13 protein-coding genes are annotated in these 13489 nt (G+C 71.6%); 3 read left to right on the top strand and 10 right to left on the bottom strand.

Annotated features, from left to right (window positions below):
- Positions 1-371: 371 nt before the first annotated feature.
- From OM076_RS29455 to OM076_RS29440, 4 genes are read right to left on the bottom strand one after another with little or no spacing between them, the layout of a single operon-like run.
- Positions 372-1139, bottom strand: coding sequence for an ABC transporter permease (locus OM076_RS29455; RefSeq protein ID WP_270043705.1), 768 nt, complete (start codon positions 1137-1139; stop codon positions 372-374).
- Positions 1136-2065, bottom strand: a complete 930-nt coding sequence (locus tag OM076_RS29450) for an ATP-binding cassette domain-containing protein (RefSeq protein ID WP_270043704.1) — start codon at positions 2063-2065, stop codon at positions 1136-1138. Before OM076_RS29450 ends, OM076_RS29455 begins: the two co-directional genes overlap by 4 nt.
- Positions 2062-2910: a DUF4097 family beta strand repeat-containing protein gene (locus OM076_RS29445; protein WP_270043703.1), complete on the bottom strand. Its 849-nt coding sequence runs from the start codon at positions 2908-2910 to the stop codon at positions 2062-2064. Before OM076_RS29445 ends, OM076_RS29450 begins: the two co-directional genes overlap by 4 nt.
- Positions 2910-3401 carry a hypothetical protein gene (locus OM076_RS29440; RefSeq protein WP_270043702.1) on the bottom strand — a complete coding sequence of 164 codons (492 nt, stop codon included), beginning with the start codon at positions 3399-3401 and terminating at the stop codon, positions 2910-2912. The genes OM076_RS29445 and OM076_RS29440 overlap by 1 nt, the downstream gene beginning before the upstream one ends.
- Before the next feature lie 135 nt (positions 3402-3536).
- On the opposite strand from OM076_RS29440, the gene OM076_RS29435 reads away from it, so the two are divergent.
- Entirely contained in the window at positions 3537-4226 is a 690-nt protein-coding gene (locus OM076_RS29435) for an MgtC/SapB family protein (protein WP_270043701.1), read from the top strand.
- Positions 4227-4233: 7 nt separating this feature from the next.
- Here the strand turns inward: OM076_RS29435 and OM076_RS29430 are convergent, their stop codons facing one another.
- From OM076_RS29430 to OM076_RS29405, 6 genes are all read right to left on the bottom strand, one after another.
- On the bottom strand, positions 4234-4707 hold the full coding sequence (locus tag OM076_RS29430; RefSeq protein ID WP_270043700.1) for a hypothetical protein: 474 nt from the start codon (positions 4705-4707) through the stop codon (positions 4234-4236).
- A 172-nt stretch (positions 4708-4879) separates the two neighbouring features.
- Positions 4880-5341, bottom strand: coding sequence for a hypothetical protein (locus tag OM076_RS29425; RefSeq protein ID WP_270043699.1), 462 nt, complete (start codon positions 5339-5341; stop codon positions 4880-4882).
- Complete coding sequence (locus tag OM076_RS29420) at positions 5311-7536, bottom strand: helix-turn-helix transcriptional regulator (protein WP_270043698.1); 2226 nt, start codon at positions 7534-7536, stop codon at positions 5311-5313. The genes OM076_RS29425 and OM076_RS29420 overlap by 31 nt, the downstream gene beginning before the upstream one ends.
- 51 nt (positions 7537-7587) lie before the next feature.
- On the bottom strand, positions 7588-8094 hold the full coding sequence (locus OM076_RS47140) for an AAA family ATPase (protein ID WP_270043697.1): 507 nt from the start codon (positions 8092-8094) through the stop codon (positions 7588-7590).
- A gap of 38 nt (positions 8095-8132) precedes the next feature.
- On the bottom strand, positions 8133-9707 hold the full coding sequence (locus OM076_RS29410) for a PAS domain S-box protein (protein WP_270043696.1): 1575 nt from the start codon (positions 9705-9707) through the stop codon (positions 8133-8135).
- A gap of 163 nt (positions 9708-9870) precedes the next feature.
- Positions 9871-12579 carry an ATP-binding protein gene (locus tag OM076_RS29405; RefSeq protein ID WP_270043695.1) on the bottom strand — a complete coding sequence of 903 codons (2709 nt, stop codon included), beginning with the start codon at positions 12577-12579 and terminating at the stop codon, positions 9871-9873.
- Between the two features lie 58 nt (positions 12580-12637).
- Here OM076_RS29405 and OM076_RS29400 point away from each other — a divergent pair, with 58 nt between their 5' ends.
- Together OM076_RS29400 and OM076_RS29395 are read left to right on the top strand one after the other, a co-directional pair.
- A complete protein-coding gene (locus OM076_RS29400) occupies positions 12638-13003 on the top strand; it encodes a DUF488 domain-containing protein (RefSeq protein ID WP_270043694.1) in 366 nt (121 codons plus the stop codon).
- A 43-nt stretch (positions 13004-13046) separates the two neighbouring features.
- On the top strand, positions 13047-13469 hold the full coding sequence (locus tag OM076_RS29395) for a hypothetical protein (RefSeq protein WP_270043693.1): 423 nt from the start codon (positions 13047-13049) through the stop codon (positions 13467-13469).
- The last annotated feature ends 20 nt before the right edge of the window (positions 13470-13489 follow it).

Below are 13489 nucleotides of genomic sequence, written 5' to 3'. Positions count from 1 at the left end.
ATCGAGCGCCGGCGCAAAGAGTTCGTCTAGGTCGCGGCCCCGCTCATCAAGATTTCGTGAAGCCATTCGAGCGAGCGCTCTTCACAACACCTGTATGGGCACACAGAGTTTCTGGACGGGACCTTCACGTGGGTCGATCCACAGTGGGAGACATGCACATCCTCGCGTCGCTCGTGAGCCTCGCGCTCGGAGCCAAACTGCTCCTGCGCCTCGTCGTGCCTCGAGACGAGCCTCGTCTCGCTCTGGCGGTCGAACGGCAGCGACAAGCCCGTCGCCTCCGCTGACGCCCGTCAAGCAGGCGAAGTCAATGCCGCCGGGACCTCGGGCGCGTGCCGGCCGGTTGAACCGGCTCAGCTCCGAGCTGGTTGCCCTCAGGCTTGACGGTTGTAGAGCCGCTTGGCCCACAGGTAGGAGGCGAAGCCGCCGCCGACCGACCACGCGATGGCGAGCACGGCGCTGTTGCCGATCGGCGTGCCCATCAGGAGCCCGCGCACCGTGTCCATGATCGGCGTGAACGGCTGATACTCCGCGAAGATCCGCATCGCCGCCGGCATCGAGTCGGTGGGGACGAACCCGCTGCCGAGGAACGGCAACAGGATCAGCGGCATCGGCAGGTTGCTCGCGGTCTCGACGCTCTTGGTCACGAGCCCGAGCGCGACGGACAGCCAGATCACCGCCAGCGAGACGAGGATCAGCAGGCCGAGGAGCGCGAGCCACTCCAGCGGCTCGGCGTTGGGGTCGAACCCCAGCGCCAGCGCGACCCCGATGATGACCGCGAGCCCGATCAGCGTCTGGATCAGGCTGCCGACGACGTGCCCCGTCAGCACCGAGACGCGCGCGATCGACATCGTGCGGAAACGCGTGACGATGCCCTCGGTCATGTCCATCGCGACCGAGATCGCGACACCCTGGGCCGCTCCGGCGATCGTGAGCAGGAGGATCCCGGGGGTGATGTAGTCGAGGTAGTCGTCGCGCCCGCCGCCGAGCCCGGCGCCCATCGTGGAGCCGAAGACGAAGACGAAGAGCAGCAGGAAGACGAGCGGGATGCCGATCGTCACGACGGCTCCCACGGGGTAGCGCAGCGTGCGGCGGAGGTTCCGGCGCAGCATCGTCGCCGAGTCCTGGATGGCGTAGTTCATGCGGTTGATCTCCCGGTCAGGGCGAGGAAGACGTCGTCCAGGTCGGGCGTGTGCACGGACAGGTCGTCGACCGCGATCGCATCGCGGTCGAGTCGGTCGAGCACCGCGCGCAGCGACTGCAGGCTGCCGTCGCTGGGGACCTTCAGCGCGAGCGCGGTGTCGTCGCGCACCGCGCCGGCGAGCGCGCCGGCCGCCGCTTCGAGCTCGTCCGGGCGCGCGAACTGAAGCCTGATGTGGCCGCCGCCGACCAGCCACTTGAGCTCGTCGGGGGTGCCCGCGGCGACCAGCACACCGTCGTCCAGGACGGCGATGCGATCGGCGAGGTGGTCGGCCTCGTCGAGGTACTGCGTGGTGAGGAAGACGGTGACGCCGCCGGCGACGAGGTCGCGGATGATCTCCCACATCGTGTGCCGCGACCGCGGGTCGAGCCCGGTCGTCGGCTCGTCGAGGAAGATGATCCGCGGGTCGCCGACGAGCGTCATCGCGAGGTCGAGCCGCCGGCGCATGCCGCCGGAGTAGGTCGCGGCTGCCCGGTCTGCGGCGTCGACCAGGTCGAAGCGCTCGAGCAGCTCGGTCGCGCGCCGCCGGCCCTCGACGCGTCCGAGATGCCGCAGGTCCGCCATCAGGATCAGGTTCTCTCGGCCGGTCAGCAGGTTGTCGACGGCGGAGAACTGGCCGGTGACGCCGATCTCCGCGCGAACCGCTTCGGGTTCGCGCGCGACGTCGTGGCCGAACACGCTGGCCTCGCCGCCGTCGGCGCCGATCAGCGTCGCGAGGATCTGGACCATCGTCGTCTTGCCCGCGCCGTTGGGCCCGAGCAGCGCGAAGATGCTCCCCGCGGCGACGTCGAGGTCGACCCCGTCGAGGACGACGTGGGAGTCGAACGACTTGCGCAGGCCGGTCGCCGCGATCGCGGAACATGTCATCGCGCCCGCCGGATCTCGATGTTCCCCAGCGACGTCCGCGCCCGCAGCTCGACCTTGTCGGCCGACTCGTCGGGCGCGGTCGAGCCCTCGAGTGCGTTGTGCACGCGACCCGCGGTCGCATTCACGTCGAGCCACGCCGCGGTGCCCTCCGGGATGCCAACCTCGACGTCTCCGATGCTCGTTTCGAGCACGACCGCGCCGCGCGCCACCGCGCCGACGCGCACGTCGCCATTGGCGGTCTTGGCGACGACGCCGGCCTGGGCGCGATCGACGACGATGCTGCCGTTGGCCGACTTGAGGCGCAGCTCGCCGGCGGCGTCCGCGACATACGAATCGCCATTGGAGTTCTTGATCACCGCGCTCGACGCCAGCTCGCGGACGCGCACCTCGCCCGAGCCGACCGTGATGTCCGCATGGCCGCCGGCGTGATCGACCTCGATGTCGCCGGCGCCGCTCTTGAGATCCAGCTTGCCGGCGTGCTCGAGGCGGATCTGCCCGATCCCCAGCCGCAACCGGCAGTCGCCGAAGCGGCCCTCGCAGTTCATATCGGCCATCTGCGCGGTGCCGTGCAGCTGCGAGCCCGCGGGGAGCTCGATCGTGACGTCGAGCGACCCTCCGGTCTGGCGCGGCAGCCACGAGCGCAGCTTGGGAGCCTTGACCAGCAGGCGTCCGGCCGAGAACTCGACGCGGGTCTGCTCGGCGGCGGCGACGTCCTCCTTGTTGGTGGCGTCGCTGGGCCGGACCTCGACGACGGTCGTGTCGCGCTCGCCGGCGGTGATCCGGACATCGCCCAGGACCACGTCGACCGTGGCGAAGATCGGCTGCGGAGTCTCGAACGCGGACATCAGCGCACCCACCCGGTGAAGGACTGGCCGATCCGTCCGCCGCGCTGGCTCGGCCCGCGGGGCTCGGCGGTGACCGCCGCAGCGGCGGCGCGGACGAGCCACGAGTTGACCGAGAGCCGGTCGCGGCTCGCGGCCTGCTCGACCTCGGCCTTGAGCTGCTCGGGCAGGCGCAGGTTGATGCGCGCCGTCGCCGCCTCGTCGAGCTCGGGCGCCGGCGGGGCGTCGCGCTCGGGCTCCTGCGGCGGAGCGGGCGGCGTCGCGACGACGAACTCGGGATCGCCGGCGCGCAGGCGCAGCTCCACCGAGGCGGGCGCGAGCTCGCGGGTGATCTCGTCGGCGGCGGCCGACAGCGCGTCGAGCAGCATCAGCCGCACCGACGAGTCGAGCGGGGCAGCGAGGCGCTCGGCGAGCGCGCGCGCTTCCTCCCCGCCGGCCTCCGCGGCGACGGCGAGGTCCCGGCGGAGTGCATCCACATAAGGGGTCAGGTCCATGGCGCCAGTATGGCACCGTCATGGCACCATGTCAACACCACATGTGGTGTCGCCTGGCACTGGCTTCACGAAATCTGAATCCCGGAGGCCGTGATCTGTACGGCGTCTTGGTGGCGGCGTCCCATGATCAGACGTATGACTTCGATCGCTTTCCCCGACATCGCGCTCCGGCTCACGCTCGTCGTGCTCCTGTGCGGCGCGATCGGGCTGGAGCGAGAATCGCGCGACCAGCCCGCCGGCGTGCGCACCCATGTGCTCGTGGGCATGGGCGCCGCCGTCTTCACGCTCATCTCCGCCTACGGGTTCTCCGGTTTCGAGCGGGCCGGCGCGCCGATCGACCCGACGCGCATCGCCGCCCAGGTGGTGACGGGCGTCGGCTTCCTCGGCGCCGGCGCGATCATCCACCAGGGCCTCGCGGTCCGCGGCCTCACCACCGCCGCGGCGGTCTGGATCTCGGCCGCGATCGGCATGGCCGCCGGCATCGGCTTCTATTCACTCGCGATCACGGGGACCGCCGTGGTGTTGGTCGCGTTGCTGGTGTTCCGCCACGTCCGCACGGGGCTGCTGCACCGTGTGCAGTCCGACCGCTTCGTGCTCGAGGTGGAGGTCGAGCCCGACCGGGTCGGTGACATGCTCGCCCTCGTGGCGGAGCACGACGCGGTGCTCGACAGCCTCGACTGCGAGCGAGAGGGCGAGTTGACCGCGGTGCGGCTGCACCTGCGCGTCTCACCCGGCGAGGATCGCGCCGCCCTCGTGAAGGCGATCGAGGATCAGGCGTGCGTCGCCTCCGCGCACGCGAAGCGCGGCCTCGAGCTCGCGGCGTAGCGCGCGGCTAGGCCCCGAACCCGCCCCCGCCCCAGATCCCGGACTCCTCGAAGCTCATCCGCTGCGCCTTCGGCGCCGTGATGACGGTCACGGGAACCCCGAGCTTCTCGACACGGGCGGGCAGGTCTCGCTTCAGCCACTGCGACGTCCGCTTCGGCAGCGTGGAGATGACCACGTCGTCGAAGTCGCCCTCGGCGAGCGCCCGCTCGATCGACTCGAACGCGTGCGGTCCGCCGATCATGCCCTCGACGTGCGCCGGGCGATTACCGGTCGCGCCCTGGGCCGCACGCCGCAGTGACTTCAGGCCTTCGTTGAGCGTCCAATCGGCCGCGTTCCTCGAGGTGACGTCGGGGATCAACAGGACGAACGCCGTCGGTCGCTCGGCCGCGCGGCGGTCGACCTCCTGGAGCAGGAGATGCGTGCCCGCGGTGCGGTTGGCCACGATCAGCGTGCGATGCGTGGGTGTCGATGCGGATGCCATGTCTCCGTCCTCCTGAGTCGGCTGGCATCGCCAACCGTCTCAGGCGCTCGACCTGCGGTCAACCGGGGCGAGCTCGCGCACGACCGGGACCGTGAACGCGTGCGAAGCGGGTCGACGGGCGGTGGCGGCGAGCCGGATCAGCGAGGGGTTCATGACACTCCCGCGCCTGCGGCTAGCCCAACCCGGTGCCGTAGAGCCCCGATTCCTCGATGGTCATCCGCTTCTCCTTCGGAGGCGTGATGACCGTCACGGGGACGTTGAGCTTCTCGACCCGGGCGGGGAGGTCTCGCTTGAGCCATTGCGACGTCCGTTTGGGCAGCGGCGAGATCACGACGTCATCGAAGTTGCCGTCGGCGAGCGCTTTCTCGATCGACTCGAATGGGTCGGCTCCTCCGACGATGCCCTCGACGTCGGTCGGGCGATGACCGGTTGGACCCTGCGCCGCGCGCCGCAAGGACTTCAGCGCCTCGTTGAGCGTCCAGTCGGCCGCCTTGGTCGACGTGACGGCGGGGATCAGCAAGACGAACGCCGTCGGCCGCGCTGCCGCCCGGCGCTCGACCTCCTCGAGCAGCAGGTGTGTGCCCGCGGTGCGGTTGGCCACGATCAGCGTGCGATGCGTGGGTGCGGCTGCCATGTGTCCGTCCCTTCGATTCGGCCGGCACCCGCGAGCGCGGCGCCGAGATCCCGGCGTGACGTGATGTCCAGCTTGGTGAACACCTTATGCAGGTGATACTGGACTGTGCGGGGGCTGATGAACAGCCGGCTGCCGATGTCCGGGTTCGAAAGCCCTTCGCCGGCAAGCCGGGCGATCTGCGCTTCCTGGGGAGTGAGCTCGGCGCTGGTCTCGAAGCTGCGCTTCGGAACCTTCTCGCCGGCGGCGCGCAGCTCACGCGCGGCACGCGCCGCGAACGCCTCGAAGCCCATCTCGGAGCACAGTTCGTAAGCGATTCGCAGGTGCTCGCGCGCGTCAAGGCGGCGACGCTCGCGTCGCAGCCACTCGCCGTAGACGAGATGGGTGCGCGCGAGATAGCCGGCGGGTCCGCCGCGACGCAGTCGCTCGATCGCCTCGCGGTAGAGGTGATCGGCTGCTTCGCCGTCGCTGAGCAGCGCCCGCGACCGCGCCTCGATCCCCAACGCCCAGTCCGTGCCGCTCGGACGAGTCCGTTCGGAGAGTCTCCGCAAGGCGTCCGCCGCGAGCCCGGCCTCGCCGCAGCGAGCGGCCGCTTCGACGAGCTCGATCAGCCCCCACGTCGAGACGATCACCACGGCACGGTGGCCGATCTGCGGGTCATCGCCGGCGTGGGTGGCCGCGTCGAGCGCCTCCTGGTAGCGGCCGAGACCGTTCCATAGGACCGCGCTCGCCCACTCGACGATGCTCGCGTTCAGTCCCTCGCCCCGGCCGACCGCCTCATCGAGGCCGGCCTCGATCAAGGTGGAGCTCTCGGACTCGCGCCCCTGCCAGGCGGAGACCAGCGCGTCGCAGTAGAGCGGGTGCGGGCTTCCGGTCGCCTCGGTGACGGCCTTGAGCTCCTCGAGCAGCGAGGTGGCCTGGACGAGCTCGCCGGCGAGCACGTGCCCGACGATCAGCGGGATGAGCGCGATCGGGAGTGTGACGAGCGCCCCGGCGTCACGCGTGAGCTGGACCTGGCGTGCGCAGAGCTCCCGCCATCCAGCGAAATCCCACAACATGTTGGAAGCCTGAGCCGCGATGACGATCCACTGGAACTCGGTGTCGGAGGCCAGGCCTTCGTCGCGGAAGGCCTCGAGTGCGCCGCGCAACGCCGGCGCCGCGTCCGCGTAGTCCTCCAGGATCATCGCGACCATGCCGTCCAAGAAGCGATCCGCCGGCCCGCCGGGCGGAGGTGCCGCGGGCGCGAGCTTCGCGGCCGCCGCCACTTGGCGCATCGGACCGAGGCGGTCGGCGAACAGGGCCGCGAAGACCGCATCGAGGTAGGTCTCACGCGCGAGTGAGACATCGACGGGCTCCAGCCGCTTCGCCGCCTTCAGGAGCAGCAGGGGAGCCTCGCTGCCACGACTGAGCGCGAACGAGACCTGGGCTCGGACGAGGTCCACCTGGGCGCGCTGCAGCTCGTCGAGCGGTCCCGCCTCGGCGGTCACGAGCATCTCCAGAGCGGCATCGAACGCGCCCGCTCGATACTGCGCCTGCGCCGCTGCCAGGGCTCGCGCGGCCCGCCGCGCCGGATCGGGTGTCAGTCCGGCAGCCGCCCGCAGGAACGCGGCCGCTGCGGCCAGCCCCCCGCGTGCCTGCGCTCCGGCCGCCGACCGCTCCAACGCGCCCGCCACATCCTCGTCGGGCCCGGCCGCGGCATGCGCGCGATGCCACGCGCGGCGGTCGGGATCGGTCACCGGGTCGGTGGCTGCCGCCAGCGCTCGGTGCACGCTCCGCCGGTCGCCCGGCGACGCCCCGCGATAGACCGCTGACCGCACCAGGGGGTGGCGGAATCGGACTCGTGCACCGAAATCGCACAGCCCGGCGGCCGACGCGGGTGCCGCGGCCTCCAACCCGATGCCGAGCTCCCGCGCCGCGTTCCAGACGAGCACCGGCTCGCCGACCGGCTCAGCCGCAGCCACCAGCAGCAGGCGTTGGCTGTCGGTGGGCAGACGCGCTCCCCGCTGCCGGAAACTCTCCTCGATGTGACCGGCGAGCATGCCGGAAGCGGGCAGCCCGAAACCGCCGGCCAGCTCGACATGGGACAACCCCCGCGGCAACTCCAAGAGCGCGAGAGGATTGCCGCGAGTCTCCGCCACGATCCGGTCGCGCACCTCCTCGTCGAGCGGCCAGCGGATCACCGAGTTCAGCAGCGCCACCGCGGCGTCCTCTCGTAAGCCGCCGACCACGAGCTCGGGCAGTCCGGAATCTCACTCGTCAGCTGAGTCCCGCACGGCGAACACGAGCGCCACCGACTCGGAACGCAGCCGGCGCGCGGCGAACGTCAAGGCCTGCGCCGAAGCGTCGTCGAGCCACTGCGCATCGTCGATCACGCACACCAGCGGGCGCGCCTCGGCGACACCGGCCAGCAGACTCAGCACGGCGAGACCAACCAGCAAGCGATCGGGCGCCGGTCCAGGACGCAGACCGAGCGCCGTGCCGAGCGCGTCGCGCTGCGGCTCAGGGAGCGAGTCCAGCTGGGCCAGCATCGGCGCGCACAGCTGCCCGAGCGCCGCGAACGTCAGCTCCATCTCGGACTGCACGCCCGCAACGCTCTCGACCCGGCATCCGGACGCTCGCCCGACCAGGTACTCCAGCAGCGCCGATTTGCCCACCCCGGCCTCGCCACGCACGACCAGCGCCCGGCTCTCACCCGCGCGAACGGCGTCGACCAGCCGGTCGAGCGTGTCGCACTCGGAGCGCCTGCCGAGCAGCACGGCGCGAACCTACATGGCCGCGCGAGCCCGGGCAACCGCTAGAAGCCGCCTACGTCGGGGGCTCGCCCGAGCAGCGATTCGTCGCGAATCGGAATCCTGGCCGTCACGGTCGTGCCTCGGCCCTGGGCGCTGTCGATCGACAGCGCTCCGTCGAGCGCGGCCAGGCGGTCGGCAAGCCCGAGCAGGCCGTGGCCATCCGCTCGCGCGCCGCCGACGCCGTCATCCTCGATCGAGATGCACAAGGCCCCTCCGGCGACGTGGGCGCTCACCTTGCCGCTTGTGGCACGCGCGTGCTTGGCGACATTCGTGAGTGCCTCCGCGATCACGAAGTACGCCGTGGCCTCGACCGGCGCCGGCAGCCGGCCGACATCGATCTCGAGCGCGACGTCGACGGACGCGCGCGATGCGAGGGTGGTTGCCGCCGCGGCGAGTCCGCGACTGGACAGGACATCGGGGAGGATGCCGTGGGCGAGCTCCCGCAGTTCGCGGATCGCCAGTTGCGACTGCTCGAGCGCTTCGGCGACGTGCGAGGCAACCTGATCAGGGGAGCGGACGATCGCCCGCTTGGCGAACTCGAGCGTCACGACGGTGTGGACGAGGCGCTGCTGCGCCCCGTCGTGCAGGTCACGGACGACGCGGGAGCGCTCCTCGTCCGCGGCGGCCACGAGCCGTGTGCGCGATGCCGCCAGCTCCGCTCGCACTTGGACGTTGGAGATGGCGGTCGCGACCAGCTCGGTAAAGGCCGCAAGCCGGGTTTCCGTGCCCGCCGGAAGCGGCTCTGGCACGGAGGAGGCGGCGATGATGATCCCCCACAGCCGGTCCCCGGCGATGATCGGCGCGCCGACCGCCGCGCGGATGCCTCGTCCGCAGATCGATCCGGACCTGGGCCCCGACTGCGGATAGTCGTCGATGCGAGCGGCCCGCCACGTGTCACGTACGAGCGCCGCGATGTTCGCGCCGTCGATCGCGATACGCGTGCCCGGCGGGATGTCGCCCTCCAGGCCGTGCCACGAGGCGACGATGGTCACCGTCTCGTCGTCGTAGCGCACGACGCGGATCGCCTCGACCGCCAGCAGGCGACCGGCTTCCTCGGCCACGGCGTCGAAGATGTCGACGGGCTCAGCGTGGCGAGCGACGAGCGTGGCGACCCGCCGTAGCGCCGCGTGCTCGTCGGCGAGCTGGCGCAGCTCGTCGCGGCTGGAGTGCGCCAGCCGCCATGCCGCCTGCAGCTCGTGATCCGTGCGCCGGCGCTCGGTGACGTCGCGCGCCGCCGCGAGGACGGAGCCCTTGTCGGGCATGGTCTTCGTCGTCCATTGCAGCCAGCGCACCGAACCGTCGGCGCACACGATGCGGTGCTTGGCGCCGGCCAGGTCGCGTCCATCGGTGAGCGTCGCGAGCGATTCGTCCACGTCGTCCGGGTGGACAAGGTCGAGGAAGCGCATCCTCAGCAGCTCGTCGCGCGAGTACCCGGACGTCCGCTCGAACGCGGGGTTGACGCGCTTGAGGTAGCCGTCGACGCCGACGACGCAGAGGACATCGAGCGCGAGATCGAAAAGCTCATGCAGCGCCGGATCGCCGGGGAGCGACGCGAGATCCTCCGGTCGCGCGCCCATGATCCTGACGAGCCACGACCGCACCGACCGCCTCGGTCGCGCAGCCGTCCGTCTGGCCGAGCGGGTGTATGTGGTTTGGGGGAGCATGGCCGGACCGGACGAAGCTTCTCGCCTTCCCCGGTCCCGTCGCACCCGTAGTGGTCGCTAGTCGGTGCGCAGGCGGTCAAGCGGCACGTCGCGAACCGAGCCCGAGCTTGGCGATCACGCTCCGGAGGTGCCAGTCGACCGTGCGATGGCTCAGAAACAGCTCGGCCCCGATCTCGGCGCTGGTCTGCCCGGCACGCGCGCGGCGGGCGATCTGCGCCTCCTGGGGAGTGAGCCGATCCCGTGTCTCGACGGTACGGCGCCGCAATGTCTCGCCGGTGGCCAGCAGCTCGCCGCGGGCGCGCTCGAGGAACGCCTCAGCACCTGCGTCCGCGAAGATCCGGCTCGCTGCCTGGAGGTGTGTCCGTGCGTCGATCCGACGGCGGTGACGGCGCAGCCACTCGCCGTAGAGCAGGTGGGCTCGCGCGAGCTCGAGCCGCACGCTCGTGCGCCCGAGCCGTTCGATCGCCTCTTGGTAGAGCGCCTCGGCATTCCCGTCGTCGGCCAGCAACGCCCGCGACCGCGCTTGCAGTCCTCGAGCCCAGTTCGTGTCCGACGCCTGCGCAAGCTCGGAGAACTGCTCGAGCGCCCGCGCGGCCTGCTCGGTCTCTCCGCTCCGCGCAGCGGCCTCGACCAGTTCGACCAAAGCCCAGGCACGCGTCGATGCGCTTCGTTCCGGCTCGAACGCACTGGCTCGCTCCGCCGCCGTCCGTGCGGACGCGTAGCGACCGAGGCCGTTCAGGCACAGGGCGCTCGCCCAATAGGACACCGTGACCCCGATGCCCTCGCCGCGCGCGACGATGTCGTCCATCGCGTCGTCGCGCAGGCGCTCGACCTCGTCCTCGCGGCCTTGCCACGCCGCAAGGCCGAGCGCGCCGTACGGCGTGTGCCGGCTGCCGATGGCATTCGTGACGGCCGCGAGTTCGTCGAGCAGGGCCGACGCCGTGCCGAGCTCGCCCGCGAACAGGTGCGTGAAGATGCGCGTCTCGAGCGCCACCGGGAGCTCGCCGAGCGCGCCGAACTCGCGCGCGCGGCCGACGAACCGCGCCGAGAGGGCCTGCCAGCTCTCGTCGTCGAACAGCAGCGAGGCCATGGCGCTCGCCAGCCACAGCAGATGCAGCTGCTCGGCGGGCAGGGCGGCTTCGTCGCGGAAGCCGTGGACCGCGCGGCTCAGCACCGGCAGCGCAGACGCGTAGCCCGCGGTGAAGAGCAGTGCCAGACCGTTCGCCAGCAACTCGCCGGCGTGTGAGTCCCCTGATGGAGCGGGCGCCGCGAGCAGGGCATTGGCGATCTCCACCCCGGATACGTCGGATGCCAGGCGGCCGGTGAACATCGCCGCCGAGAGCGCCGCCAGGTACGTCTGCCGGGCGAGCTCGGGGTCGACCGCCACGAGCCGCTCGGCGGCGGCGAACAACAGACGCGCTCCATCGGCGCCGCGGTTCGCGGCGAACGCGACCTGGGCGAGCAGCGTGTCCAGCTTCGCGAGCTGGGTTTGGTTGAGCGAGCCCGTGTGCGCGATCGCCACCAGGTCTTCGGCCCGATCGAAGGCCCCGGCCTGGGTGTAGGCTGCTGCCGCTTCAATCGCGCGCCGCGCGCGCCGGCCGGGTCCCGGGGTCAGCCGGGCCGCGCGCTCCAGGAAGGCCGCGCCCGCTGCCAGCCCGCCGCGTGCCTGCGCGCGTCCCGCGCTGCGCTCGAGCTCGGCGGCCACCGCCTCGTCGGGACCGGGAGACGCCTGGGCGCGATGCCACGCCCGCCGGTCCGGATCGCGCTCCGCGTCGGTCTCGGCGGCGAGGGCGGCGTGGGCGGCCAGGCGCTCCTGGAGCGTCGCCGCCCGATAGATCGCGGAGCGCACGAGCGGATGCCGGAAGCGCAAACGCGAGCCGAGCTCGACCAGATCCGCGTCGGCCGCCGGCCTCATGGCATCCGGGTCGATCCCGACCCGCTCGGCAGCGCGCCGGACGAGCGACGGGTCGCCCAACGGCTCCGCCGCCGCGATGACCAGCAGGCGCCGCGTCTCATCGGGCAACGGCTGCAGCCGGCGCAGGAAACTCTCCTCGATCCGGCGGGAGAGCCGGATCGCGTCCGGCGCGCTGAACCCGCCCGCGAGCTCGGCCGGCGTCAGACCCCGCGGCAGTTCGAGGAGCGCCAGCGGATTCCCGCGGGTCTCGACCACGATCCGGTCCAGCACCGCCCGGTCGAGCGGACCGGGAAGCGCCTGCTGCAGCAGGGCCCGGGCGTCCCCGTTGATGAGGCCCTCGAGCACCAGCTCGGGCAGGCCGTGAAGGAGCTCGGCCGAAGAGCGCGTCGCGAAGACGAGCGCCACCGATTCCGCCAGCAGGCGCCGGGCGACGAACGTCAGCGCGTCGGCGGAGCCGCGATCCAGCCACTGCGCGTCGTCGACGACCAACAGCAACGGCTGCTCCTCCGCGGCCTCGACGAGCAGCCCGAGGACCCCGAGGCCGATGACGAAACGGTCCGGAGCGCTGCCGGTGCTCAACCCGAACGCGATCTCAAGCGGCCGGCGCTGCGCTTCAGGCAGCCGATCGAGATGCGTCAGCAGCGGCGCGCACACCTGATGCAGGCCGGCGAACGCCAACTCCATCTCGGACTGGACGCCGGTGGCGCGCAGCATCCGCATGCCATCTGCCCGAGCGAGCAGGTCGTCCAGCAGCGCCGTCTTTCCCACTCCGGGCTCGCCGCGCAGCACGAGCGTGGCACTCCGTCCCGCCCGGACGGCGTCGAGTACTCCTCCAAGCGCCTCGCGCTCGCGGCTGCGGCCGATCAACACGGGCCTGACGCTATTGCACCCGCGTCATGCCCGGCCACGACCGGAATAGCTTGGGTGGATGGACATCCGCCTGAAGCGCGCGTATGACACCGCGGCGCCCGAGGACGGGCACCGCGTCCTTGTCGACCGGCTGTGGCCGCGCGGCGTCTCGCGCGAACGCGCTCGGCTCGACGGGTGGGAGCGCGACCTGGCGCCGAGCACCGAGCTGCGACAGTGGTTCGGCCACGACCCCGAGCGCTTCGACGAGTTTCGCCTGCGCTACGTCGACGAGCTCCGACACCACCGCCCGCAGCTGACCGAGCTTCGCCGCTGGGCGCGTGATGGCACGCTCACGCTCGTCTACGCGGCCGCCGACACCGATCACAATGACGCCAGGGTCCTCGCGGATGTCCTGCGCCGCGGCCTGCCGGCGCCTGCCCACTGAGCTCCCGGACGGACGGCGAGGCTGCAGGCCTGCGTCCTCGCTCATGCTCTGCCGCTACTACGCCGTCCTCTACACCCGTCAACCGCGCGACGGTGTTGCGCGGTGGGACGGTTCGCGCCTGGCGTCCGGTCTGTACTTCTGGCTCGTCCGGGCACAGCGACTCCGGGCCACCAAGGGGTGTCCGACGAGGATCCGGTCGTCGGGCAAGATCGCGTGGTCCGACAACGAGGAGACCACCGATGCACAAGCGACGTACAGCATCAGCCTGAAGTCCGGCTCCCGGCTGGTCGGCCGCTTGCGCGGATCGTTTGACAGGATCAGCACCCGCTTCGACGGCGCGATCGGCTCCAAACGCCGCGTGACGGCGGGGCGGCTGACCGCGACGGCGAGCCTGCGCGACGGCGGTGATCACCTCGTCACCGGCGAGCCGCGACAGGTGCGGATCTCTGGTGCTCCAAGCGGGTGAACGGGTTGGCCGGCGCCGAA

The sequence above is a fragment of the Solirubrobacter ginsenosidimutans genome (genome assembly GCF_027587205.1).
The sequence above is the reverse complement of the archived record's forward strand: the minus strand, read 5'-3'. Positions and strand labels throughout refer to the sequence as shown.